The sequence below is a fragment of the Streptomyces sp. NBC_01003 genome (assembly GCF_045162695.1).
GTDB lineage: Bacteria > Actinomycetota > Actinomycetes > Streptomycetales > Streptomycetaceae > Streptomyces.
Genome location: NZ_CP108707.1, coordinates 4,005,358 through 4,029,416 on the forward strand (window position 1 = coordinate 4,005,358; position 24,059 = coordinate 4,029,416).

Annotated in this window: 28 protein-coding genes; 12 read left to right on the forward strand and 16 right to left on the reverse strand. The window is 70.9% G+C overall.

Translation table 11 applies throughout. From position 1 onward, the window contains the following. Positions 1–82: 82 nt before the first annotated feature. Positions 83–265 (forward strand): DUF6104 family protein, encoded by a 183-nt coding sequence (locus tag OG698_RS18190; RefSeq protein WP_005312030.1) that lies wholly within the window; start codon positions 83–85, stop codon positions 263–265. Positions 266–282: 17 nt separating this feature from the next. Here the strand turns inward: OG698_RS18190 and OG698_RS18195 are convergent, their stop codons facing one another. Next, positions 283–1,131 (reverse strand): hypothetical protein, encoded by an 849-nt coding sequence (locus OG698_RS18195; protein WP_406104076.1) that lies wholly within the window; start codon positions 1,129–1,131, stop codon positions 283–285. 179 nt (positions 1,132–1,310) lie between these two features. Between OG698_RS18195 and OG698_RS18200 the strand changes: the two genes are divergently transcribed. Beyond that, positions 1,311–2,201: a DUF4097 family beta strand repeat-containing protein gene (locus tag OG698_RS18200; protein WP_406104078.1), complete on the forward strand. Its 891-nt coding sequence runs from the start codon at positions 1,311–1,313 to the stop codon at positions 2,199–2,201. A gap of 1 nt (position 2,202) precedes the next feature. Continuing rightward, entirely contained in the window at positions 2,203–3,243 is a 1,041-nt protein-coding gene (locus tag OG698_RS18205; protein ID WP_406104080.1) for a helix-turn-helix transcriptional regulator, read from the forward strand. A gap of 79 nt (positions 3,244–3,322) precedes the next feature. On the opposite strand, the gene OG698_RS18210 is transcribed toward OG698_RS18205, so the two are convergent. Both OG698_RS18210 and OG698_RS18215 read right to left on the reverse strand, forming a co-directional pair. Next, positions 3,323–4,285 carry a zinc-binding dehydrogenase gene (locus tag OG698_RS18210; protein ID WP_100595910.1) on the reverse strand — a complete coding sequence of 321 codons (963 nt, stop codon included), beginning with the start codon at positions 4,283–4,285 and terminating at the stop codon, positions 3,323–3,325. Between the two features lie 123 nt (positions 4,286–4,408). Next, positions 4,409–5,653: an NADP-dependent malic enzyme gene (locus tag OG698_RS18215; protein WP_100595911.1), complete on the reverse strand. Its 1,245-nt coding sequence runs from the start codon at positions 5,651–5,653 to the stop codon at positions 4,409–4,411. Between the two features lie 581 nt (positions 5,654–6,234). Here OG698_RS18215 and OG698_RS18220 point away from each other — a divergent pair. The 3 genes from OG698_RS18220 to OG698_RS18230 are packed head-to-tail and all read left to right on the forward strand — an operon-like array spanning position 6,235 to position 8,951. Further along, positions 6,235–7,197: an ABC transporter substrate-binding protein gene (locus OG698_RS18220; RefSeq protein WP_399969682.1), complete on the forward strand. Its 963-nt coding sequence runs from the start codon at positions 6,235–6,237 to the stop codon at positions 7,195–7,197. A 42-nt stretch (positions 7,198–7,239) separates the two neighbouring features. Then, positions 7,240–8,184, forward strand: a complete 945-nt coding sequence (locus OG698_RS18225) for an amino acid ABC transporter permease (protein ID WP_406104082.1) — start codon at positions 7,240–7,242, stop codon at positions 8,182–8,184. Continuing rightward, positions 8,184–8,951 carry an amino acid ABC transporter ATP-binding protein gene (locus OG698_RS18230; RefSeq protein ID WP_406104084.1) on the forward strand — a complete coding sequence of 256 codons (768 nt, stop codon included), beginning with the start codon at positions 8,184–8,186 and terminating at the stop codon, positions 8,949–8,951. Before OG698_RS18225 ends, OG698_RS18230 begins: the two co-directional genes overlap by 1 nt. A gap of 76 nt (positions 8,952–9,027) precedes the next feature. On the opposite strand, the gene OG698_RS18235 is transcribed toward OG698_RS18230, so the two are convergent. Next, positions 9,028–9,801, reverse strand: a complete 774-nt coding sequence (locus tag OG698_RS18235; protein ID WP_399969688.1) for a class I SAM-dependent methyltransferase — start codon at positions 9,799–9,801, stop codon at positions 9,028–9,030. A gap of 91 nt (positions 9,802–9,892) precedes the next feature. Between OG698_RS18235 and OG698_RS18240 the strand changes: the two genes are divergently transcribed. Then, the gene (locus tag OG698_RS18240) at positions 9,893–10,522 is read left to right on the forward strand and encodes a CGNR zinc finger domain-containing protein (RefSeq protein ID WP_406104085.1); all 630 of its coding nucleotides are present in this window, start codon (positions 9,893–9,895) and stop codon (positions 10,520–10,522) included. Here OG698_RS18240 and sodX read toward each other — a convergent pair. Then, a complete protein-coding gene (gene sodX, locus OG698_RS18245) occupies positions 10,426–10,869 on the reverse strand; it encodes a nickel-type superoxide dismutase maturation protease (RefSeq protein ID WP_406104086.1) in 444 nt (147 codons plus the stop codon). The two genes, OG698_RS18240 and sodX, sit on opposite strands and share 97 nt — an antisense overlap. Positions 10,870–11,034: 165 nt before the next feature. Between sodX and sodN the strand changes: the two genes are divergently transcribed. Next, complete coding sequence (gene sodN / locus OG698_RS18250) at positions 11,035–11,430, forward strand: superoxide dismutase, Ni (protein WP_100595918.1); 396 nt, start codon at positions 11,035–11,037, stop codon at positions 11,428–11,430. A gap of 91 nt (positions 11,431–11,521) precedes the next feature. Continuing rightward, positions 11,522–12,355, forward strand: a complete 834-nt coding sequence (locus OG698_RS18255; RefSeq protein ID WP_406104088.1) for a hypothetical protein — start codon at positions 11,522–11,524, stop codon at positions 12,353–12,355. On the opposite strand, the gene OG698_RS18260 is transcribed toward OG698_RS18255, so the two are convergent. The 8 genes from OG698_RS18260 to OG698_RS18295 all read right to left on the reverse strand — a co-directional run bounded on the left by OG698_RS18260 (position 12,335) and on the right by OG698_RS18295 (position 18,713). Then, positions 12,335–12,820 (reverse strand): GNAT family N-acetyltransferase, encoded by a 486-nt coding sequence (locus OG698_RS18260; protein ID WP_406104090.1) that lies wholly within the window; start codon positions 12,818–12,820, stop codon positions 12,335–12,337. The genes OG698_RS18255 and OG698_RS18260 overlap by 21 nt on opposite strands. Next, positions 12,817–13,356 carry a hypothetical protein gene (locus OG698_RS18265; RefSeq protein WP_406104092.1) on the reverse strand — a complete coding sequence of 180 codons (540 nt, stop codon included), beginning with the start codon at positions 13,354–13,356 and terminating at the stop codon, positions 12,817–12,819. Before OG698_RS18265 ends, OG698_RS18260 begins: the two co-directional genes overlap by 4 nt. Before the next feature lie 25 nt (positions 13,357–13,381). After that, complete coding sequence (locus tag OG698_RS18270) at positions 13,382–14,827, reverse strand: MFS transporter (protein WP_406104093.1); 1,446 nt, start codon at positions 14,825–14,827, stop codon at positions 13,382–13,384. 85 nt (positions 14,828–14,912) lie between these two features. Then, complete coding sequence (locus OG698_RS18275) at positions 14,913–15,854, reverse strand: hypothetical protein (protein ID WP_406104094.1); 942 nt, start codon at positions 15,852–15,854, stop codon at positions 14,913–14,915. 100 nt (positions 15,855–15,954) lie between these two features. Beyond that, positions 15,955–16,293 (reverse strand): DUF952 domain-containing protein, encoded by a 339-nt coding sequence (locus OG698_RS18280; protein ID WP_399969705.1) that lies wholly within the window; start codon positions 16,291–16,293, stop codon positions 15,955–15,957. A gap of 10 nt (positions 16,294–16,303) precedes the next feature. Then, positions 16,304–17,578 carry an RNA polymerase sigma factor gene (locus tag OG698_RS18285; protein WP_406111133.1) on the reverse strand — a complete coding sequence of 425 codons (1,275 nt, stop codon included), beginning with the start codon at positions 17,576–17,578 and terminating at the stop codon, positions 16,304–16,306. A gap of 23 nt (positions 17,579–17,601) precedes the next feature. Next, positions 17,602–18,015: a YciI family protein gene (locus OG698_RS18290; protein ID WP_399969708.1), complete on the reverse strand. Its 414-nt coding sequence runs from the start codon at positions 18,013–18,015 to the stop codon at positions 17,602–17,604. 98 nt (positions 18,016–18,113) lie between these two features. Beyond that, positions 18,114–18,713, reverse strand: coding sequence for a dihydrofolate reductase family protein (locus OG698_RS18295; RefSeq protein ID WP_406104096.1), 600 nt, complete (start codon positions 18,711–18,713; stop codon positions 18,114–18,116). A gap of 149 nt (positions 18,714–18,862) precedes the next feature. Here OG698_RS18295 and OG698_RS18300 point away from each other — a divergent pair, with 149 nt between their 5' ends. Then, positions 18,863–19,453, forward strand: coding sequence for a TetR/AcrR family transcriptional regulator (locus OG698_RS18300; RefSeq protein WP_406104098.1), 591 nt, complete (start codon positions 18,863–18,865; stop codon positions 19,451–19,453). A gap of 39 nt (positions 19,454–19,492) precedes the next feature. Here OG698_RS18300 and OG698_RS18305 read toward each other — a convergent pair whose 3' ends face one another. The 3 genes from OG698_RS18305 to OG698_RS18315 all read right to left on the reverse strand — a co-directional run bounded on the left by OG698_RS18305 (position 19,493) and on the right by OG698_RS18315 (position 22,814). Continuing rightward, positions 19,493–20,101: a GNAT family N-acetyltransferase gene (locus OG698_RS18305; RefSeq protein WP_406104099.1), complete on the reverse strand. Its 609-nt coding sequence runs from the start codon at positions 20,099–20,101 to the stop codon at positions 19,493–19,495. 200 nt (positions 20,102–20,301) lie between these two features. Next, on the reverse strand, positions 20,302–21,402 hold the full coding sequence (locus tag OG698_RS18310) for a family 2 encapsulin nanocompartment cargo protein polyprenyl transferase (protein WP_406104101.1): 1,101 nt from the start codon (positions 21,400–21,402) through the stop codon (positions 20,302–20,304). Between the two features lie 5 nt (positions 21,403–21,407). Beyond that, a complete protein-coding gene (locus OG698_RS18315) occupies positions 21,408–22,814 on the reverse strand; it encodes a family 2B encapsulin nanocompartment shell protein (protein ID WP_406104103.1) in 1,407 nt (468 codons plus the stop codon). Positions 22,815–23,025: 211 nt separating this feature from the next. Between OG698_RS18315 and OG698_RS18320 the strand changes: the two genes are divergently transcribed. Further along, complete coding sequence (locus OG698_RS18320) at positions 23,026–23,259, forward strand: hypothetical protein (protein WP_100595931.1); 234 nt, start codon at positions 23,026–23,028, stop codon at positions 23,257–23,259. Between the two features lie 188 nt (positions 23,260–23,447). Next, entirely contained in the window at positions 23,448–24,026 is a 579-nt protein-coding gene (locus OG698_RS18325) for an N-acetylmuramoyl-L-alanine amidase (RefSeq protein WP_406111135.1), read from the forward strand. Positions 24,027–24,059 lie beyond the last annotated feature (33 nt).

A 24,059-nucleotide genomic window follows, 5' to 3' on the forward strand; every position in this document is an offset into this window, starting at 1 on the left:
GCCTGACCTCGTACGTACGATTGTGGGGCCCGGGACGTCGTCCCGGGCCCCACGTCCGTATCACCCCAGGAGCGACTGGCCCATGTACTTCACCGACCGCGGCATCGAGGAACTGGAGAAGCGGCGCGGCGAGGAGGAGGTCACCTTCGAGTGGCTCGCCGAGCAGCTGCGCACGTTCGTCGATCTGAACCCGGACTTCGAGGTGCCGGTCGAGCGGCTGGCCACGTGGCTGGCGCGTCTCGACGACGAGGACGACGAGGAGTAGTCGGTCCCGGGCAGGTCTCAGTCCCAGGCGCGCAGCCGGTCGTAGGCGAGGCCGAGCGCGCCGTGCACGACGAGAAGCGCGCCCGCGACCGCCCAGCCGATGCCGTGTCGGCGCAGGCCCCAGACGGTGAGCGGGATGCCCACGGCGAGCTGGCCCGCCGCCGCTGTGCGCGCCTTGGGACCGCGCAGCCAGGGCCCCATGGCGCTGCGCTCGACGACGTCGAGTTCCGCGCGTACGGCGTCCCGCCAGCCCGACCACACGATGTACTCGGCGCCGGGTTGCACGCGTGCGACCGCGCGCAGCCGGTCGGCGGGTTCGCCGGGGTTCATACCCGCCGGGAGCGTCAGCCCCGCGCGCGTGAGGACCGCCAGCAGGCCGAGCAGGCGGGCGCGGGCGTCCGCCGCGCTGTCGGACCGGGTGAGGGCCTCCAGTGACTGCATGTCCAGGACGGGGTCGAGGCCGAGGCGCGCGGCGAACGTGCGCATGGCCTCGTCCTCGCCGACGGGCGTGCCGTTCGCCAGCCATACGTAGCCGACGGGGCGGCGGAACCCGGAGGCGAGGGTGTAGCCGCTGTGTTCGGCGTCCCACCACAGGGCGAGCACCGGCCAGGGGGCGCTGACGGCGAGGGCCGCGGCCCAGCCCGCGAGGACGCTGTCGACCGGTTCGCCGCCGTGCAGCCAGGGCTTGCCCTCGGGGATCAGGACGCTCCACTCGGGTCCTGCCTGGGCGAGGAGCATGCGTTCGCGCAGGAGCTGGGCGGCGGGGCCGACGGTGGCGGGGGCGGCGCGGCAGAGGAGCAGCGCTCCCGCGGCCCTGGCCTGTGGGGCGGGGGTGTCGGCGGGGTCGGCGGTGGCGTCGGACGGCATGGACCCAACGCTAGGTCAGTTTGCGAGGTTTGGCCCCTGAATGCCCCTCTGCGGGATGGCCGGTACGACGGAATCCAGTCGCGACTGTCTTGACTTTCCGTATCCGCGATATATCGTGTCTCACGAGGGTGCGATACAACGCGTTCGCTCCTGAACCGTCCCGCCGAGGAGGTCGCACCATGCCCGAGTGGTCCGTGGCAGAGCCCCACAAGCTCGCCTTCGACGAGCCCGTGACGACGCTCCACGTACGCATCGTCAACGGAATGGTGAACGTCGTGGGCACGGACGAAGGTTCCGCCCGCCTCGAGGTGTCCGGGATCGAGGGCCCGCCGCTCCAGGTGACCCTGGCGGACGGCGTGCTGACCGTCGCGTACGACGACCTGCCGTGGAAGGGCTTCCTCAAGTGGCTCGACCCCAAGGGCTGGCGCCGCAGCGCGGTCGTGTCCCTGGCGGTCCCGGCGGGCACCGGAGTCGAGGTCGGCGTCGTCGGCGCCGGCGCGGTCGTCTCCGGGATACAGGGGCGTACGGAGGTCAAGGGTGTCACCGGTGACACGACACTGGTCGGCGTCGCGGGCGACGTGCGCACGGACACCGTCTCCGGGAATCTCGAGGCCCAGGCGGTCACGGGCGACCTGCGCTTCAACTCCGTGTCCGGTGACCTGACCGTCGTCGAGGGCGCGGGCCCCTCCGTGCGGGCCGAATCGGTGAGCGGCTCGATGATCGTGGACCTCGACCCGGCCGACCGGGCGACGGATGTGAACCTGACGAGCGTCTCGGGCGAGATCGCGATCCGCCTCCCCCACCCCGCGGACGCGGAGGTCGAGGCGAACACGGCGAGCGGAGCCGTGTCGAACGCCTTCGAGGATTTGCGGGTCGGCGGCCACTGGGGCGCCAAGAGCATCACGGGCAGGCTCGGCACGGGCCGCGGAAAGCTCAAGGCGACGACGGTCTCCGGATCGATCGCGCTTCTGCGGCGGCCTCCGGCGGAGGACTACACCCAGCCCCCCGCCGAGGACTCCCCCGCCACTGACGCCGCCGCCGGCGGCCCGGCCGACAAGAAGGTGCTCTGACATGCCCCCCGTCTTCGCCCACGGCCGCCTGCGCCTGTACCTCCTGAAGCTGCTCGACGAGGCCCCGCGCCACGGGTACGAGGTGATCAGGCTCCTGGAGGAACGCTTCCAGGGCCTGTACGCGCCCTCGGCCGGCACGGTGTACCCGCGCCTGGCGAAGCTGGAGGCCGAAGGCCTGGTCACGCACACCACGGAGGGCGGCAGAAAGGTCTACTCGATCACCGACGCGGGCCGCGCCGAGCTGGCCGACCGCAGCGGTGAGCTGGCCGACCTGGAGCTGGAGATCCGCGAGTCCGTGGCGGAGCTCGCCGCCGAGATCCGGGACGACGTGCGGGGCGCGGCGGGCGATCTGCGCCGCGAGATGCGGGCGGCCGCCTCAAAGGCGAGGAACGGGTCGGGTACGACCACGCGCAAGAGCGAGCGGCAGAGCCCGTTCGGCGACTTCCAGGACTTCGGGGACAAGGAGGCGTGGCGCGCGGCCAAGGAGGAGCTGCGCCGCGCCCGGCAGGAGTGGAAGGAGCAGGCAAGGCGCGCAAAGGACGAGAGCCGCCGGGCCCGCGAGGAGGCCCAGCGGGCGCGCCGGCAGGCCAAGGAGGCGCAGGAGCAGGCGCGCGAGCAGGCACAGGAGCAGGTCCAGCGTCTGGCGCAGCGGGTGCAGGACCAGGTCCAGGACCACTTCGCGCAGGGCGACTGGCCCACGGGGGTCCGGGAGGGCCTGACCGAACTGGCCAAGGAGTTCGGCGACTTCGGCAAGTACTTCGGCAAGGAGACGGGCGGCGCGGCCCGTTCGGACAGCTCCGGGACCGAGGTGCGGGTCACTCATGGGGACATCCCGGCGGAGTATCTGCCGTCGTGGACCCACGAGGACTCGACCGGTGACCCGGCCCGCGATCTGGACCGCCTCCTCGACCGCTTCCGCGACGACATCCGCGACGCGGCCAGGGACCACGGGGTGACGGAGGATCAACTCCGCGAGGCCAGGAGCCGGTTGTCGGAGGCGGCGGCGCACATCGGGGCTTCCCTGCAGGCACCCAAGGGCTGACCCGCGGTGAGGCCCACGGCGAGGAGGGTCGAGGGGCGCCGCCCCTCGACCCTCACAGGCCCGCCAAGGTCGGGCGAGGTCAGACGGTCAGCACGATCTTGCCGAACTGGCCGCCGGCCTCCATCCGCTCGAAACCCTCGCGGGCGCGGTCCAGCGGGAGGGTCTCGTCGATCACGGGGCGCACACCGGTGGCCGCGCAGAACGACAGCAGGTCCTCCAGCTCGTCCTTCGAGCCCATCGTGGAGCCGACGATCTTCAGCTCCAGGAAGAAGACGCGGGTCAGCTCGGCGTGCGAGGGGCGGTCCCCGCTCGTGGCTCCGGAGATGACGACCGTGCCACCGGGCTTGAGCGACTTGATCGAGTGCGACCAGGTGGCCGCGCCGACCGTCTCGATGACGGCGTCCACCCGCTGCGGCAGCCGCGCACCCGACTCCACGGCCTCGACGGCGCCGAGCTCCAGGGCGCGCTTGCGCTTGGCCTCGTCGCGGCTGGTCGCGAAGACCTTGAGACCCGCCGCCTTGCCGAGGACGATCGCGGCCGTGGCGACGCCGCCACCGGCGCCCTGCACGAGCACGGAGTCACCGGGCCGCACACCGGCGTTGGTGAACAGCATCCGGTACGCCGTCAGCCACGCGGTCGGCAGGCAGGCCGCCTCCTCGAAGCTGAGCTCCTTCGGCTTGGGCAGTACATTCCACTCGGGCACGGTCACCTGCTCGGCGAAGGTGCCCTGGTACTTCTCGGTGAGGATGGACCGGCCCTCCCGGGGCCCGACCCCGTAACCGGCCTGGCCGATGACAGAGTGCAGGACGACCTCGTTGCCGTCCTGGTCGATCCCGGCGGCGTCGCAGCCGAGAATCATCGGGAGCTTGTCCTCACCGAGTCCGACCCCGCGCAGGGACCACAGGTCGTGGTGGTTGAGGGAGGCGGCCTTGACGTTCACGGTCGTCCAGCCGGGGCGGGCCTCGGGAGCCGGGCGATCCCCCAACTCAAGGCCGTTCAGCGGCTGGTCACGGTCGATTCGGGCGGCGTAGGCAGCGAACATGACCTTGACCCTAGGTCCGCGCGGAGCCGCGCGGAACACCGTAGGGCTGTGACACGCGCCGCGCCCCGTGCGCCACGGAGTCGATCCGTGGCGCACGGGGCGCGGTCGGGGCCTGCGGCGTGATCAGCGTCGGGCGACGCCCTCGGCGCGCGCGGCGGCGGCAACGGCCGCGGTCACCGCGGGAGCGACCCGCTCGTCGAACGGCGAGGGGATGACGTACCCGGCGTCCAGGTCGTCACCGACCACGTCGGCGAGCGCGTCGGCCGCCGCGATCTTCATGCCCTCGGTGATCCGCGACGCCCGCACCTGAAGGGCACCGGCGAAGATGCCGGGGAAGGCGAGGACGTTGTTGATCTGGTTCGGGTAGTCGGAGCGCCCCGTCGCGACGACCGCCGCGTACTTGTGCGCCACGTCCGGGTGAACCTCGGGGTTCGGGTTGGCCATCGCGAAGACGAAGGCGCCGGGCGCCATCGAGGCGACCGCGGGCTCCGGGACCGTACCGCCGGAGACGCCGATGAAGACGTCCGCGCCGGCGAGCGCCGTCTCGAGCGAACCCGTGATGTTGGCCTTGTTGGTGAGCTCGGCCAGCTCGCGCTTGACGTCCGTGAGGTCCTCGCGGTCCCGGCTGACGATGCCCTTGCGGTCCGCGACCGCCACGTCGCCGAGCCCCGCCTCGAGGAGGAACTTGGCGATGGCGACACCGGCCGCGCCGGCGCCCGAGATCACGGCGCGCAGCTCGCCGAGCGTGCGCCCGCTGAGCTTGGCCGCGTTCTTCAGCGCCGCCAGCGTGACCACGGCGGTGCCGTGCTGGTCGTCGTGGAAGACCGGGATGTCGAGCCGCTCCTGCAGCCTGCGCTCGATCTCGAAGCAGCGCGGCGCCGAGATGTCCTCGAGGTTCACACCGCCGAACGAGGGAGCGAGCCGGACGACGGTCTCGATGATCTCGTCCGTGTCGGTCGTGCCGAGCGCGATCGGCACCGCGTCGACGCCGCCGAACTGCTTGAACAGGATCGCTTTGCCCTCCATCACCGGGAGGGACGCCTCGGGACCGATGTCCCCGAGGCCGAGCACCGCGGTGCCGTCGGTGACGACGGCCACGACGGACGACTTCCACGTGTAGTCGTGGACGAGCTCGGGATTCTCCGCGATCGCGGAGCACACCTTCGCGACACCCGGCGTGTACGCCAGGGACAGGTCGTCCTTGTTGCGCACCGGCACGGTGGCCTGCACGGCCATTTTGCCGCCGCGGTGCAGCGCGAAGGCCGGATCGAAGGGCTCTTCGGTGCTTTCGTTGCCGGTATGCGCCGGGCCCGCACTGGCCTGGCCGGAACCGGCGTCGCTGCGAGGATTGACGATCTCCGCTGCCACTTGTATGACCCCTTAAGTCTTAATCATCAGTTGAGGGTGGGTCCGCTCCTGGTTGAGGAACGGGCGGGCACCGCGTAAGACCCACATGTCGGGTGTCTTGCACTCGTACGGGTCAGTACGCGATGGGCGCGCCGCACGCGCGCCCTGAGCCCCGGATGAGGGGTGTAAAGAACCTTCTTACCTGACGGACGCCACCCCGGACGAGTCCATTTGTGATCGATCACAGCGCGGTGACATGACTCATAGCCGTGGATCCGGATATTAGGGGCCGGACCTCAAGCCGACCTCAAAGCCGACGGAGCGTCGCTCACATGATGAGACGCGACCCGCGTGGCCGCAGATCTTCCGGCCGGACAGCGGTGTCGCCGCAGATGTTCGCTCACCCGCTGGCGCGATGTACCGGCCTGTCGGGGTCCGGGAGCGGTACGGGGGTAACCCGTTATCCGATTTTGACATAACAGGGGCCCTGAATGGCCCGGTCCGAATGGCAAGATGCCGTAATCACACGAGGTCGCGACACTCGAAGGTGTGTGCCGGATCTCAGCATCGGCTACTCCCTCACCCTGCCGGAGGAACCAGAAATGACCGCAAGCACCACCCGTCGTTCGACCGCAGCGAAGTCCGCGAAGTCCCGGATTGCCGTGGTCGGCGCGATCGCGGTCGCAGGCACTCTGCTGCTGTCCGGCTGCGGTGACCAGACCAAGGACAAGAGCGCGCCCGCCGACTCCACCAAGAACGCTCCGCTCGCGGACAAGCTCCCCAAGGAGATCCGCGACAAGGGCGTCGTCACGGTCGGCTCGGACATCGCGTACGCGCCGGTCGAGTTCAAGGACAAGTCCGGCAACACGGCGGGCATCGACCCCGACCTCGCGGCCGCCATGGGCAAGCAGCTCGGCGTGAAGTTCGAGTTCCAGAACGGCACGTTCGACACCCTCATCACCGGTCTGCGCTCCAAGCGCTACGACATCGCGATGTCGGCGATGACGGACACCAAGGACCGGCAGAACGGTGTCGACTCCGACACCGGCAAGAAGGTCGGCGAGGGAGTCGACTTCGTCGACTACTTCAACGCGGGCGTCTCGATCTACACGCCGAAGGGCAAGACCCAGGGCATCAAGACCTGGAGCGACCTGTGCGGCAAGAAGGTCGTCGTCCAGCGCGGCACGGTCTCGCACGACCTGGCCAAGGCTGAGGCGAAGAAGTGCCCGGCCGGCAAGAAGCTCTCCATCGAGGCCTTCGACAACGACCAGCAGGCCCAGACCCGACTGCGTTCGGGCGGCGCCGACGCCGGTTCCTCCGACTTCCCGGTCGCCGCGTACGCCGTGAAGACCTCGGGCGGCGGCAAGGACTTCGAGATCGTCGGTGACCAGGTCGAGGCCGCCCCGTACGGCATCGCGGTCGCCAAGGGCAACACCCAGCTGCGGGACGCCCTGAATGCGGCGCTCGACGCCGTCATCAAGAACGGCGAGTACGAGAAGATCATCGCGAAGTGGGGCGTCGAGGCCGGCGCGGTCAAGGAAGCCACCGTCAACGGCGGCAAGTGACCGCGCCCCTTTCGTCACCCAGCCGTTTGAAAGGCAACACCCGTGTCTGTTGACATCGACAAGACGGACGGGCCCGAGGACGTCCCGCCGCCACCCAAGGCGGGCCCCGAGGCCATCAAGGCCGTCCCGGTCCGGCACTACGGCCGCTATGTGGCCGCGGTCGTCGCGATCGCCGTCCTCGTCGCGATCGTCTACGCGTTCGCCCAGGGCAAGATCAACTGGGGCGCGGTCCCGGACTACTTCTTCGACGACCGCATCCTCAGGGGCGTCGGCCAGACCCTGCTCCTGACCGCGATCTCCATGATCATCGGCGTGGCCGGCGGCATCCTGCTCGCCGTGATGCGTCTCTCGCGCAACCCGGTGACGTCGTCGATCGCCTGGTTCTACATCTGGTTCTTCCGCGGTACGCCGGTCCTGGTCCAGCTGTTCGTCTGGTTCAACCTGGGCCTGGTCTTCGAGTACATCAACCTCGGCCCGATCTACAAGGACTACTGGTCCTCGTTCATGACGCCGTTCCTGACGGCGCTGCTCGGACTCGGCCTGAACGAGGCCGCCTACATGGCGGAGATCTGCCGCGCCGGCCTGCTCTCGGTCGACGAGGGCCAGACGGAGGCCTCGCACGCCCTCGGCATGAGCCACGCCAAGACCCTGCGCCGGATCGTGATCCCGCAGGCGATGCGGGTGATCGTGCCGCCCACGGGCAACGAGGTCATCAACATGCTGAAGACGACCTCGCTGGTGTCGGCGGTCCAGTACTACGAACTCCTGCGCTACGCCCAGGACATCGGCCAGACCTCTGGTTCCCCGGTGGAGATGCTCTTCCTCGCCGCCGCCTGGTACCTGATCATGACGTCGATCCTGAGCGTCGGCCAGTACTACCTGGAGCGTTACTACGCCCGCGGCTCCAGCCGCTCGCTTCCTGCGACGCCGTTCCAGAAGATCCGGGCCAACCTGCTGTCGCTCGGTCGGCCGAAGGGAGCCGCGTGATGACCACCAACGCCATGGTGAAGTCCGAGGGCGTCCACAAGTCCTTCGGCAACGTCGAGGTCCTCAAGGGCATCGACCTGGAGGTCAAGGAGGGCGAGGTCTTCTGCCTCATCGGCCCCTCCGGCTCCGGCAAGTCGACCTTCCTGCGGTGCATCAACCACCTGGAGCAGATCAACGCCGGCCGGCTCTACGTCGACGGCGAGCTGGTCGGCTACCGGCAGAAGGGCGACAAGCTCTACGAGCTGAAGGACAGCGAGGTCGCGCTCAAGCGCCGGGACATCGGCATGGTGTTCCAGCGCTTCAACCTCTTCCCGCACCTGACGGCTCTCGAGAACGTCATGGAGGCGCCGGTCCAGGTCAAGCGCCAGTCCCGGTCCCAGGCGCGGCAGCGGGCCGGCGAGCTCCTGGAGCGCGTGGGCCTCGCCGACAAGGCGGGGAACTACCCCTCGCAGCTGTCCGGCGGCCAGCAGCAGCGCGTCGCCATCGCCCGGGCGCTCGCCATGGACCCGAAGCTGATGCTCTTCGACGAGCCGACCTCGGCCCTCGACCCCGAGCTCGTCGGCGACGTCCTCGACGTGATGCGTGACCTCGCCGAGTCCGGCATGACGATGATCGTCGTGACGCACGAGATGGGCTTCGCGCGCGAGGTCGGCGACAGCCTCGTCTTCATGGACGGCGGCGTGGTCGTCGAAGCGGGCAACCCGCGCGACGTCCTGACGAACCCGCAGCACGAGCGCACGCAGGCCTTCCTGTCGAAGGTGCTGTAACTCCGCGTACGCAGAAGCAGAAGGAGGGGGCGGTACGGACCTGGTGTCCGTACCGCCCCCTCCCGCATGAGCAGGGCTACTTGACCGCGAGCACCAGCGCGTCGGAGGGCGAGCGCCAGACGGGGCGGGCCTCGCCGAACCCGGCGGCGCGCAGGGTGCGGGCGTGCCAGTCTGCCGACGGGGTCTCGCCGTCGGCGTGCTCCCCGTAGATCTCGAAGCGCTCGGCGGTGGGTCCGGCGAGTACCGGGTCCTTGGCGGCGAGGGCCCACCACTCGGCCCAGTCGAGGGCGCCGGAGGCCTTGGCGCGGTCCATCTGCGCGTGGCGGTGGGCGCGTTCGGCGGCGTTGATCCGGGGCGTGGTGTCGTCGATCATGTGGTCGGCGTTCATGAAGACGCCGCCGTCGCGGACGAGGCCGGCGATCTGTCCGTAGAGGGTGGCGAGCGGTTCGTTGTGCAGCCAGTGCAGGGCGGTGGCGGTCAGGACGGCGTCGTACGAGGTGTGCGGCAGCCGCGCGGCCCAGTGCGGGTCCTTGAGGTCGGCGGTCACGAAAGTGACGCGGTCGTCGTCCGCGAAGGTGCCCTCGGCGATGGCGAGCAGCGCGGGGTCGAGGTCGACGCCGACACTGGTGGCTCCGGGGAACCTCTTCAGGAGCCGGTCCGTAATACTTCCCGTACCGCACGCGAGGTCGAGCACGCGCGGTGTGGGCCCGGCGAAGGCCTCCACCATGTCGAGCATGACCCGCAGCCGCTCCTCGCGGTCGGGCATGTACCACTCCTGCTGCCGGTCCCAGCTGTCCTGCCAGGCGCGCCAGTCGGCGGTGACTCCTGCGGTTTCCGTAGATCCCGTCATCGAGAACCCTCCCGTACGTAATACCCTCGAAGCAAGAGCAGCCATTACTCCCGTCATCGACGAAGATAGACCGCCCCGGTAAGGACTACAAGTGGAACTGGCCTATTACTCGGACTACGCCGTACGTCTGGTCAACAGCGAGGAGCCGGGTCGTGGCAAGGACTCCCTGACCACGGTCGAGGCGGTGCGCGACCTGTTCGGCGCCAACCAGTCGGCGGCCCGGCGCGCCACGGACGCCGACCTGACCCGCTTCCGCGGCGTACGGGCACGCCTGCGCTCGGTCTTCGATGCGGCGGACGGCGGCGACGAGACACTCGCGGTCGACCTGCTGAACTCGCTCCTCCTGGAGTTCCCGGTCAGTCCGCAGATCTCCGGACACGACCACCGGGACGACGACGACCGCCCGTTGTGGCACATGCACCTCGCGGACCACCCGTCGAACGCGACAGCGGGATACGCGGCGATCGCCGCGATGGGCCTCGCCTTCCACCTCACGGAGTACGGCGTGGACCGCCTCGGCCTGTGCGAGGCGTCGCCGTGCCGCAACGCCTACCTGGACACGTCGACGAACCGCTCCCGGCGCTACTGCTCGGACCGATGTGCGACCCGCGCGAACGTCGCCGCCTACCGCGCCCGCAAGCGCGCCGAGGCGGACCGGTCGGACAGCACGGGCCGCAGCGCCGAGAACGCCCAGGAGGCCACGGCCGCGACGGACCGCTGACGCTCGCCCTCCACCCACGGCTTGCGGCGGCGCAGGCGCCCGCGCACCTTGGCGAGCACGAGGTCGTCGGGCACCGCCCCGTACACCTCGCTGTCGCCGCCGGCGTCGGGGTTGTCGCCGAGCACCCACCAACCCCCTTCCCGCCGCTCGGAGATCCGCTTCACCACGAGCAGATCCTGCTGGAAGGGGTGCCGCAGGACGACCACGTCCCCCGGCCGTACTCGCGCGCCGTGCTGCACGAGCATCCAGTCGCCGGGATACAGCGTGGGCACCATGGACGGCCCGTCCACCTCGATGATTTGAAACGGCACCCTGGCCTCCCGCGTCTCCTCTGCCGTCTCAGACATCAGACATCCTCCCCGGTTCCGCCCGCCGGTCGTCCGGTCCCATCCTCCACCAGCCCCAGTCTCGCCCTGGACTTTTGTCCTAAGCCCATGGGGGCACCCGAGAAAACAGGTCTGCCACGGAGTAATGTCCCACCTGAGAAGACGATCACGAGGAAGGACTGCTACATGCTTTCCCGCCTGTTTGCCCCCAAGGTGAAGGCCAGCGCGCACTGCGACCTGCCGTGCGGCGTGTACGACCCGGCCCAGGCCCGCATCGAGGCGGAGTCGGTCAAGGCCGTCCAGGAAAAGATGGCCGGCAACGACGACCCGCAGTTCCAGACGCGCGCCATCGTCATCAAGGAGCAGCGCGCCGAGCTCGCCAAGCACCACGTGTCGGTGCTGTGGAGCGACTACTTCAAGCCCCCGCACTTCGAGAAGTACCCGGAGCTGAGCCAGCTGGTCAACGACACCCTGAAGGCCCTCTCGGCCGCCAAGGCGTCGAGCGACCCGGCGACGGGCCAGAAGGCTCTGGACTACATCGCCCAGATCGACAAGATCTTCTGGGAGACGAAGAAGGCCTGACGCCTTCCCGTCACCTGTCCGACAGCACCCGGCGTCCGCGCGGAGCCGGGTGCTGTCGGCGTTTTCGGGGCGCTCGGGTAGCGTCGCCCGGATGGAGCACTCGCGCGCCCGCATCCTCTACGTCACCGATCTCGCGTACCCGGCCCGTGGCCGCCGGTACTGCGACGAGGACATCGCCCTCTCGGCTCGGCTTCGCGAGGAGTTCGACGTGGCGCTGTGCCATCCGCTGGACGCCGCCGCGCTGATGGACGGCTTCGACGCGGTCGTCGTGCGCAACAGCGGGCCCGTGCTGCACTACCAGGCCGCGTACGACGCGTTCCGCGAGCGGGCCCTCGCGCGCGGGGTGCGGGTCTACAACGGGCTGTCCGGGAAGGCCGACATGGCGGGCAAGGGGTATCTGCTCGACCTGACCGCCGCCGGGTATCCCGTCATCCCGACCGTCGCCCGCGCCGCCGATCTCCCTCTGCTGCCCGAGGCGGACGAGTACGTGGTCAAGCCGCTGCTCGGCGCCGACTCCATCGGTCTCGCGTTCGTCGGCCGCGAGGAGCTGCCCGGCCTGGAGTTCGACGGCATCCTCGTCCAGCCGCGGATCCGCTTCCGGTACGAGGTGTCGTTCTACTTCGTCGACCGCGCTCTCCAGTACGCCCTGTACGCGCCCCGGCCGGACGAGCGGTGGGTCCTCGAACCGTACGAGCCCACGGACGCGGACCGGGAGTTCGCGCAGAAGTTCGTCGACTGGAACACCGTCGGCCACGGCATCCAGCGCGTGGACGCCTGCCGAACCCCGGAGGGCGAACTGCTCCTGGTCGAGCTGGAGGACCTCAATCCGTATCTGTCCCTGGACCTGGTCGACGCGAGCACGCGCGACGCGTTCGTGGCGGCGATGGCGGACTCACTGCGGGGGCTACTGGCCGGCGAGGTCTGACGAGGACGGCCGGCTGAAGCGGAGCTTGTCCTTCTCGCGGGCGCCCAGGCGCCGGTAGAAGCGGATCGCGCCGTGGTTCCAGACGGGTGTCTGCCACTGGATCTCGGCGATCCCCAGGGCGCGGGCCTCGGCGGCCACGGCGTCCATCAGGAGCGGTCCGAGGCCGAGTCCGCGGTGGCCGGGGCGCAGGTACAGGCAGTCCATGTGGAGGTACTCGTACCCGTCCCAGGTGGAGATCGCGGGCTCGCAGGTCGCGTAGCCGACGAGTGCGCCGTCGGCGAGTTCGGCGACCAGGCAGCGCAGGCGGGGCGCAGCGGTGGTGAACAGGAGCGTGTGCAGGCGGTCGGCGAGGCCGGGCGCCGGCGGGTCCGCCTTCTCGAACGCGGCGTGCTCCGCGGCGAGTCGGGCCACTTCGGGCAGGTCGCCGGGGCGGGCGTGCCGCACGCTCACCTGTGCGTCGGTCACCGGGCGTCTTCCTTGGTGACGTCCGCGGACCAGGCGGCGAGGCGGTCCGTGAGAGGGCCTTCGCCGTCGAGGACGTGGCGGGTGAACGCGGTGCGCTCGTGGGCGAGTACGGCCGCCTCCCAGACGCAGGGGGCGAGGCCGGTGCGGCCGGGCCGCAGTTGCTCCGGGTGGCCTGCGGGCCCGGTGAAGACCGCGAGGTCGGACATGTGGCCCTCGATCCAGGTGTGGACGAGGACGTAGTCCCCGTCTCCCCCGGCGTGCAGCAGGACCACGGCGAGGCCGAGCGAGCCCCGGACGGCGCCGAGCGCCAGATGGGCGTCGACGAGCGGCATGACCGCGGCGACGTCCCGCTCCGTCACGGCGCGCCCCGGCGCCTCGATCGCGTACGTCTTGACGAGGTGACCGGCGTGCTCGCCGCTGCCCAACGGGCGTACGGCACGCGCGTGGTGGCCGTCGGCGAGGGCGAGGAGCGCGCCCTGGTCGACGGCCACCGGGAGGGCCGATGCTGCGGTTGCGTTCTCGATGCGATCGGACATGGCCCCATCATGCAGGGCCAAGGGGTCAGGTGCCCGCCCTGTTCTGTCCGCGCCGGGGCGAGAGGAACAGCGCGGCCAGTGCCGAACCCGCGGCAACCAGAAGGGAGTTGACGAGTACGGCCGTGGAGACTCCGGACAGGACCGCGTGCGGGCCGGTCGCCCCGCCCATGCGTGCCGTGGCGATCGCGCTCATCACCGGGATGCCCAGGGTGATGCCGACCTGCTGGGTCATGGTCGCGAGGCCGGTGGCGAGGCCCTGCTCCTCGTCGGGCAGTCCGGACGTGGCCGTCACCATGAAGCCGACGATCACCAGCATGTTGCCGACGCCCCCGACGAACGTGGCCGCGAGGAGCAGCCAGATCCAGGCCCCCGACGTGCCGAGCGCCACCAGGGCGAGCGTGGCGACGGCCTGGACGGCACCGCCGACGACGATCGTGGTCCGGTTGCCGAGGCGTCCGACGGCGCGGCCGCCGAGCGTGCCGCCGATCACGGTGCCGAGCCCGAGGACGCCGAAGGCGAGGCCCGTGGCGAGCGGCGAGTAGCCGAGGACTTCCTGGAGGTAGAGCGTGAGCAGGAAAACGAGGGACGTCTCGGTGACGAAGGCGATGAGCCCGGCCGCGTTGCCCCAGATCACGGTGCGCCGCCTGAGGATGTGGAGCGGGACGAGGGGCGCGGCGGCCCGCTTCTCGACGAACAGGAAGGCGACGAGGAGCGCGGCGCCCGCGAGCAGCGCGGCCAGGGTCGCGGGGGCGCCCCAGCCGGTCTCGCCGGCCTGCGTGAGCCCGTAGACGAGGAGCAGGAGTCCGCCGGTGACTGCCGCGGCGCCGGGTACGTCGAGACGCGGGCGCCGGTCCGGGCGCGAGTCGGTGATGACGGACGGGGCGAGGACGAGGACGAGCGCGGCGACGGGGACGTTGACGAAGAACGCCCAGCGCCAGGAGAGCAGGTCCGTGAGAAGCCCGCCGAGGATGGCGCCCGCGGTGAACCCGGCGGACATCAGGGCGCCGTTGAGGCCGAGGGCGCGTTCGCGCAGCGGCCCCTCCTTGAAGGCGGTGGTCAGGAGGGCGAGACCGGCCGGGGTGACGGCCGCGGTCGCAAGGCCCTGCAACACCCTTGCCACGAGCAGGACTTCGGGCGAGGTGGCGAGACCGCCCAGGAGGGAGGAGGCGCCGAGGACCGCCATGCCGGCGAGGAACAGCCGCTTGCGGCCCACCAGGTCGGCGACGCGGCCGAAGAGGAGCGTGAACCCGGCGGCGGCGAGCGCGAACGCCGTGGCGATCCACTGGAGATGGGAGAGCGAGAAGCCGAGCCCCTCGCCGACGACGGGCAGCGCGACGTTCAGGATCGAGAAGTCCACGGCGATCATGAACTGGGCGCCGAGGAGGAGGGTGAGGACGAGCTTCTGGCGGGCCGTCATGCGCGGGGGTGGTGCGACGGCAGGTGCGGGGGCGGTCTGCGTGGGCGCCGACATGAGGCACTCCTTAAATGGTTCTGCGTTCCCGTTAAGGCGCGCCAAACGTAGCAGAATGGAGCACCTTAAGGGAACCGCTGTCCCATTACGTCGTGGCGAGCACCTCGCGCACGTTGTCCCGCACCGTCTCCTGGTCCCGGCGCGCCGCCTCGTACGCGGACCTGTGACGCCCAAGGTCCGCCCGCTGCCGCTCGGACAGCACGGACCACCACACCCCGGCGGTGTTGTGCTCGCGCTTGCACTCGACGTCGGCGACGGCCGTGCCCCGCTCGCGGCGCGTACGCGCCGTGTTGCCGCCGCTGTCGCGCTTCCACGCCTTGTCGCGGAAGGCGTCGTCGGGGGTGCCGTACCGCTTGAACCCCTTGTCCACGACACACTGCGACCAGGCCTTGAGCACGCGCCGCATCCGCCGGTCCTTCACGGCCGCCTTCTCCAGGACGATCTCCCGCTGCGGGACATACCCCCACGTGCGGCGCGGGTCCCGCACACCGCGGTAGAGGCGCTTGTCCGCGCGGCCGAGGCAGCCCTCCTCGGGGACGCGCCTGCCGAGGACCGTCGGCTTCCCGCCCGTGCGGTGCCCCCAGTAGACGTGGGACTCTTCGACCGTCATACGGCGGCCCTCGGGCTCGATCCGTACGTCCCGTTCCGGGTCCCAGCCGTACCCCCAGCGCCGCGCCTTCTCCAGGTCGAGCTGCCCATCGAGATCCTGGGACACGGCCACCATGGCCAACCCGCTGGGATTCGGGTTCTTCGGGTCGCGCGGGAAGTCGGCGAAGCCGAAGTCGCGCATGCACCGCTGGGCGAGGAGCTGCTGGGCGCGCTTGAGCGTGCCGAACGCCCCGTCGTCCTCGGCGGTGAATTCGTAGCGGTGCAAGGGAAGTTCGGGCCGGTCCTTCGCCTCGCGGACGATCGGAACGCCGTCCGCGGTCCACCGGTCGCCGGACGGTGAACCGTCACACCCCGCCAGCAGGACCACCGCCATCGCCGCCGCGACCCCTGCGGGACCGCCCCCTCGCCGTGCGCGCACCGAACCCCCTCGGCCGGCTCACGCCGGCCCGTCCCCGCCCGGGGGCGAGCCGCCCCCGGATCCGAACACCCGTCCGACCGACGGGCAGACCGAGGGGACTTTAGCGGACCCGCCCGCCGTCCCAGTCGCGCACCTCGGTGACGGCGTCGACAGGCAACGGCCCGTAGATGTGCGGGAATTCATCCGCGCCGGGCTCCGGCGCCTCGAACCTGACGGGCGCGGGCACCCGCGCGCTGTCGATGACCAGCACCACCAGCTCGTCGGGCCCGTCGTACGCGCCGTACAGGAAGTCGGCGACCTTCTGGAGCTGGTGCGCCAGCGAGCAGTGGATGAAGCCCTCCTCGGCGAGGGTCCTGCCGCGCGTGGACATCTCGTAGGCGCCGGACGCGCGGGCCGCGTCCCACAGGGAGCGCTCGGTGATGTGCAGGAGTTCGGTCATGCACACCAACCTACGAGCCGACGGCTGCGGCGGGTATCGCATATCGGCCGGGGGCCTCACCGAGCCGGGCCGCCCGCAGCTGGAGGTAGCGCTGCTCCGGGCGGCTGAGCGTGCCGCTCGCCGCCTCCTGGTAGGCCGCCCGCGCCGCGTCGCGGTCCCCGGCCAGCTCCAGGAGGTGACCCCGCACGGCGGCGAGCCGGTGGTGCCCGCCGAGGGCGTCCGCCAGCTTGTCCGTCTCCGTCAGGCCCGCCTCGGGGCCGTGCACCATGGCGACGGCGACGGCCCGACCGAGCGCGGCCATCACCTCCCCCTCGGGCACGATCCGCACGAGCAGGTCGTACAGGGCGAGGATCTGCGGCCAGTCGGTGTCCTCGGCGCGCGCGGCCTCGTCGTGCAACGCGGCGACGGCGGCCTGGAGTTGATAGGGGCCGACCGGTCCGTGCGGGAGGGCGAGGGAGACCAGGGCGACGCCCTCGTCGATCTCCGCGCGGTCCCACAGGGTGCGGTCCTGTTCGTCGAGGCGGACCAGTTCGCCCGCCGCGTCGGTACGGGCCGCGCGACGCGCGTCGGTGAGCAGCATGAGGGCGAGCAGCCCGGTGACCTCGCTGTCGTCGGGCAGCAGCGCCCGCACGGCCCGGGTCAGCCGGATCGCCTCGCGGGCCAGGTCGGCGCGCTGCAACTGGGGCCCCGACGTGGCCGCATACCCCTCGTTGAAGATCAGGTAGAGGATCTGGAGCACGGCGGGCAGCCGCTCGCGCCAGTCCTCGGGCAGGCGGAACCGCACGCCCCGTACGCGCTGCTTGGCGCGGCTGATGCGCTGCGCCATCGTCGGCTCGGGGACGAGATGGGCGCGGGCGATCTCGGCCGTCGTCAGGCCGCCCACGGCGCGCAGGGTGAGGGCGACCTGGGCGGCCGGGGTCAGCTCCGGGTGGCAGCACAGGTAGAGCAGGGTGAGGGTGTCGTCCTCGGAGGGGGCGCGGCTCTCGCCGGGCGGCGGGGCCGTGAACGCGTCACGCGGGGTGAGCGCGGCATCCGCCTCCTCGCGTCTGCGCCGCGCGTCGTCGCTGCGCAGGGCGTCGACGAGACGGCGTGACGCGACCCTGATGAGCCAGCCGCGCGGGTTGTCGGGCACGCCGGATTCGGGCCACTGCCGTGCGGCGGCGAGCAGCGCCTCCTGCACGGCGTCCTCCGCGGCGTCGAAGTGTCCGTAGCGGCGGACCAGCGCGCCGAGGACCTGCGGCGCGTGTGGGGGTGCCCCCGCGCCCTTAAGGCTGTGGGGGAGCAGCAGGTCCTCGGTCGCCGCCGTTGTCAAAGGTCGCCGCCGCTGCCCATGATGGCGCGGATCACGACGGGGCGGACGGGTGCGCCCGCGGGGGCGGGGCACTCGGCCACGCGCTTGGCGATCTCGGTGACCCGGTCGAGGTTCTCGCACTCGAGGATCCAGAAACCGGCGAGCAGCTCCTTCGTCTCCCCGTACGGGCCGTCACTGATGACGGGCCGCCCCTGGGCGTCCGGGGTGACGAACCGGGCCTTCGCGGGCTCCGCCAGACCTTCGCCGGCGAGCATCTCGCCGGTCTCGGCGAGGTCGTCGTTGATCTTCTGCATGTGGGCGAACATCGCCTGGATGTCCTTCTCGCCCCAGGCCGGATTGCCCTCGGACGCCTTGCCCGCCATGGCCTCGTAGTCGAGCTGGGTGCCTGTCACCATCATCAGGTACTTCATTGCTGCGCTCCTTCGGCCCGCCGCCCGCCGGGTGCGGGCGGCTTCACTGGAGACGTCGGAGCGGCAGCAGCGTTCTCGACACCGCCCGGAAAAAAATTCTAGCCGGGGGTCCCCGGCCTCTTCCTGCTGTACGTCCGCACGATCACGCCGTTGCCGAACGTCCGGTTCTCTTCCAGCGCGAACTCGCCGATCGCGAAGCCGGAGCCGAACATCGGCATGCCCGAGCCGAACACCAGCGGGTACGTCTTGATCACCAGCTCGTCCACCTCGTCGGCGAGGACGCCGGCGAGCGTCGCGCCACCGCACAGCCAGATGCCGAACTCGCTCTCCTCCGCTTTCAGTTCGCGGATCTTCCCGACGACGTCATCGGCGACGATCTCCACGTTCGGGTCGGGGGACTTCTCGATCGAGCGCGCCGCGACGTACTCGCGCAGGTGCCCGTAAGGGCTGGTCAGGCCGGCGTCGAGGCCGACCTGATAGCTGGCACGGCCCTGGATGACGGTGTCGAACCGCTTGTTGACCAGGTGCTCCAGACCGAGGATCCGCCGACCCTCCGCCGAGATGGTCTCGGGGTACTCCGTCGTGAGGAACCCCAGGAACTCCTCGTCCACGAAGGGCATGAAGGCGTTCGCGTCTCCGTCGGGATCGCCGATGAAACCGTCGATCGACACGGCGACGAAGTACGTGAGCTTTCGCAAGTGGGTCTCTTTCCGCAGATGACAGGGGTGCCCGGGCGAGCCGTCGCGCCGTTTCGGCTTCCTGGCCCGCTCGAACAACTGCAGTTATAGTGCTTCATCTGTAGTGGTTGCAAGAGGTTTCCGGATCTACGGTCAAGAGGAGCGCGCAGATGGCACGGAACGCGGAGCGCAGGGTGGCCCTGGTGAACGCCGCGGTGGAGGTACTCGCGGCCGAGGGCGCGCGCGGCCTGACCTTCCGCGCGGTGGACGCGGCGGCGGGCGTCCCCACGGGCACCTCGTCGAACTACTTCACCAGTCGGGACGACCTGCTGCACCAGATCGACGCATGGCTGCACGAGCGGCTGGCCCCGGATCCGGCGGTGGTCGCGAAACTCCTTGAGCGGCCGCGGGACCGCGAGCTGGTCGGGGCGTTCATGCACGATCTGCTCGGCCGCGCCCAGCGTGACCGCACCGGCTATCTGGCCATGATGGAGATGCGCCTGGAGGCGGGGCGCCGGCCCGAACTGCGCGCGTCCCTCATGAAATCGCTCCGCGGCGACCTCGACTTCGGCATCTCGTTCCACACCGAGTCCGGGCTCCCCGGCGGCGCGGAGACGGTGACCGTGCTCTATCTCGCCGTGCTGGGGCTCATCCTGGAACACCTGACGATGCCGGGGATGCTGGACGGCGCCGTGCCCGGCGTGAGCGTCCCCGAAGGCCTCATGGACCGGATCGTCCGCACGATCGTGCCGCAGGAGTAGCCGCCCGCCCGCTTGATCGCCGGACTCTGGGCGAGGTGCTCACATCCCTTGCGGATCACGCCACATGGGCCACATCGTCGGTCCGTCCGGCAACGCGATCCCGCTGCCGGTGCACGTGAAGCCGAGCCGCTCGTACAGCGCACGGCTGCGGTCGCTGCTCGCCTCCAGATACGCCGCCACGCCCTCGCGGTCGCAGCGGTCGAGGACGGGCTGCGTCAGCGCGGTGCCGAGGCCCTGGCCCTGCCGCGCCGGGTCGACGGCGATCATCCACAGGTACTCGTGCGCGCGGTCGCCCGGGTGGGCCCCTGCGGTCAACCGGCCTATCTCCTCGACCCGTTCGTTGTCCGGGTCCACGGCGGCGCGCAGTTGCGCGGGACCGTCGTCGTCCTCGCCCTCGGCCGAGCCGTCCGGCTGGGCCGGCACCGAGAGCCAGAGCGCGGCCGCGGCACCGTCCTCGGTCATGTCGACATATCCCTCGCTCAGCGAGATGTCGATGAAGGCCGCCATGAGTCCGGCGTGCCTGCGGCGCCGGTGCGCCAGGCCGGGGAAGACCCAGCCGCTCACCGGGTCGTCCATGAACGCCTCGTCGAGCAGCCGCACAAGGTCCGCCCGATCGCCCTCCGTGGCCCTCCGGATCGCCACGCCCATGGCCCCGCCCCCTCACGTCGCGGCCCGCCTCAACGGGCCGTGTCCCTGCGCCGGTCGGCCGCCACGCGCCGGCCCGCTGCAGCCTAGGCGATCGGTTCCGTACGCGCGTGCGGGCCCCGCGCTCCTGCCGGAACGCGGGGCCCGCGACGCTTGGCGACTCCCCTCCCCTGTTGCTGGTTTCCCCTGGTGGCTGCTTTCCCCTAGTGGCTGCGCCGCGTCACGAACTCGGCCAGCGACAGCAGTCCGTCCGCGGCCTCCGGCGCCGGGACCGCACGGGACAGCTGGTGCACCGCCCGGGACATCCGGTCCGCCGCGTGCAGCTGCGCCCAGTCGCGCCCCCCGGCGCGCTCGACAACCAGCGCCATGGCCTCCAGCTCCCCCTCCTTCGGCGGACCGTCGTCCGGTCCCACCACCCCGTAGAGCGCGGCCAGTTCACCGGCTTCCGGCGTTCCCGAGGCCAGCGCCGCCACCACCGGCAGCGACTTCTTGCGCACCGCGAGATCGGCGCCCGCCGCCTTGCCCGTACGGGCCGGATCCCCCCAGATCCCTATGACGTCGTCGATCAGCTGGAACGCGAGCCCGGCCTGTCTGCCGAACCCGTCGAGGGCCGCGACCTCCTCCTCTCCGGCCCCCGCGTACAGCCCCCCGACCGCGCAGGCGCAGCCGAGCAGCGCGCCCGTCTTCGCCTCCGCCATGACGAGGCACTCGTCCAGCGTGACCGCGTCCGGTTCGCGCCTCTCCAGGGCGACATCGGCGACCTGGCCCTCGCACAGCTCCATCACACAGGCCGCGATCCGGGCCGCCGCCGGCCGGGCCGCCGGGTGCGGGTCCTCGGCGAGCAGCCGCTGCGCGAGCGCCTGGAGCGCGTCGCCCGCCAGGATCGCGTCGGCGTCCCCGAAGACGGTCCACGCCGTCGGCCGGTGCCTGCGCGTGGTGTCCCGGTCCATGACGTCGTCGTGCAGGAGCGTGAAGTTGTGGACGAGTTCCACGGCCGCGGCCGCCCGCACGGCGAGCTCGGGGGCGCCCCCGAGCGCCCGTACCGCGGCGAGGACGAGCGCCGGCCTGATGGCCTTGCCCGCGTGCTCCGTGGCCGCGGTGCCGTCCGCGTGCTCCCACCCGAAGTGGTAGCGCGCGATGCGGCGCAGGGACGTGGGCAGGGTCTCCACGGCCCCGCGCAGCTCCGGGTCGACCTGCGCCCTGGCCTGCGCCAGGATCACCGCCGCCTCCTGGCCGTCAGCAGCCACCTCTTCGCCCGGTCCCCCTTGCTGCTGCCGCACTATGGACTGCTTCGTCTGCGCCATGAGCTTCAACGCCACCTGCCGATCTCGACGTTCTCCAGGACGCCGAGCGCGTCCGGCACGAGCACCGCCGCCGAGTAGTACGTCGTCACCAGGTACGAGATGATCGCTTGCTCGCTGATGCCCATGAACCGCACCGACAGGCTCGGCTCGATCTCGTCCGGGATGCCCGCCTGCTGGAGGCCGATGACGCCCTGCTCCTCCTCGCCGGTACGCATGCAGATGATCGACGTCGTGCGCGCGTCGGACACGGGGATCTTGTTGCTCGGGAAGATCGGCACCCCGCGCCAGGTCGGAATGCGGTTGCCGCCCACGTCGATGGACTCCGGGACGAGCCCCCGCCTGTTGCACTCGCGCCCGAACGCGGCGATGGCGCGCGGGTGGGCGAGGAACAGCTTCGATCCCCGGCGGCGGCTGAGCAGCTCGTCCATGTCGTCCGGGCTGGGCACGCCGTCGTGCGGCTGGAGCCGCTGCTCGTACTCGCAGTTGTTGAGCAGACCGAACTCCCGGTTGTTGATGAGCTCGTGCTCCTGGCGCTCCTTCAATGCCTCGACGGTGAGCCGGAGCTGATGCTCCGTCTGGTTCATCGGCTGGTTGTAGAGGTCCGCCACGCGCGAATGGATGCGCAGGACGGTCTGGGCGACGCTCAGCTCGTACTCGCGCGGCGCCGCGTCGTAGTCGACGTACGTGCCCGGGAGCACCGCCTCGCCGATGTGGCCGGCGGAGACGTCGATCTGCTTCTCGCCGAACTTGTTCGCGCGCTGCGCCGGGATGGCCCGCAGCGCTCCCAGGTGGCCGGCGAGGCTCTCGGAGCGCTCCGCGACCTGCTCCAGGTCCTGGCGCGGCAGCGTGAGCACGGTGCACGCGGTCACCGCGCGCGCCGTGTACTCCCAGATGGCGTCCGGGTCGAGCAGCGCCTGCTCGCCGAAGTACGCACCGTCGGCCAGGACCCCCAGCACCGCGTCGTCCCCGTAGGGACCGGTGCCGACCTTCTCGACCTTGCCGTGCGCGAGCAGGAACACCTCGTCGGCGGAGCTGCCGAACGAGACGAGCAGCTCGCCCGGCGCGTACTCCCGCTGGCGGCACCGCACCGCGAGCTCCTCGAGCACCTCCTGGTCGCCGTAGCCCCTCAGCAGCGGCAGTTCGCCGAGCTCCGCGGGGATGACCCGCACCTGGTCTCCGGTCTTCACGAACGTCACGCGTCCGTCACCGACCGAGTAGCTGAGCCGCCGGTTCACCCGGTACGTGCCGCCCTGCACATTCACCCAGGGCAGCATCCGCAGCAGCCACCGGGAGCTGATCTCCTGCATCTGTGGTGCGGACTTGGTGGTGGTGGCCAGATTCCGCGCTGCGGATGTGCCGAGACTCTGCTGGGGCCCGGCCTGCTCCGTGCGGACTTCTTCGCCTACCGACATGGGCTTTGCCTCCCGATCAAGAACTGACCTGCGGCGACAAGACTTCCAGCACCCACTGTGGCCGCGCCATTACACAAACGAGCGGGGTTGGGCGAGAGTGGACAGGGCACGATGCCCGTTTTTCCGGGTAGGGAACTTATCGACGGAGGAACTTCAAGATCCCGGCGGGCGTTCAACCGGTACACCGAGGCACCGATGACGGGAGACAGCAATGACAGGCTTCCTGGACCGCGCCAAGGAGCAGGCGCAGCGCGGGCTCACGCAGGGCAAGCAGAAGCTGGACGAGGTGCAGGCGCAGCGGGCGGGCGGCGACCTCCTGAAGAAACTGGGCGCCGCGTACTACGCGGAGCGGAAGGGCACGGGCACCCCCGAGGCGACCCAGTCCGCGCTCGGAGCCCTGGAGAACCACATCGCGGAGCACGGGGACGGCTTCCTGCGGGCCTGAGGCAGTTCCGCCTCCCTCCCGGTCGGCCCGTAGGCCTGGCTGTCCGGAACGGCTCACGATGTCCGGATCGGCTCGCACGTGATGCGAACAAGTAGTTCGGTCGGGCCTGTTCGGGTACAAGCGGCGTACGAGACGGACGCGCCCCGCTTCCGTCGCACCCCGCGAAGGAGGCGGCCGTGGCCCCACCCATGTCCGCGAGCAGTTTCCTGGACGCCCTCAAGCGTGAAGGCCTGACGGTCGTCGAGGTCGGCGACTGGAGACACCACAACCGCAACCACAAGGGACCCTGGGGCCCGGTGAACGGCGTGATGATCCACCACACCGTGACGAAGGGCAGCAAGCAGACCGTCGACCTCTGCCGGAAGGGGCACGCGGACCTGCCGGGGCCGCTGTGCCACGGCGTCATCACGAAGGACGGCCGCGTTCACCTCGTCGGCTACGGGCGGGCCAACCACGCGGGCCTCGGCGACGACGACGTGCTGCGGGCGGTCATCGCGGAGAAGGCGCTGCCCCACGACAACGAGGCGAACACGGACGGCAACCGCCACTTCTACGGCTTCGAGTGCGAGAACCTCGGCGACGGCGAGGACCCGTGGCCCGCCGCGCAGCTGGAGGCCATCGAGAGGGCGGCGGCCGCGGTGTGCCGCCATCACGGCTGGACGGAGAGGTCGGTGATCGGCCACCTGGAGTGGCAGCCGGGCAAGATCGACCCGCGCGGCTTCACGATGGCCTCGATGCGGGGGCGCATCCGCGCCCGGCTCAAGTAGCCGGCCTCCGGCACGCGGCCCGCGGCGACCCGC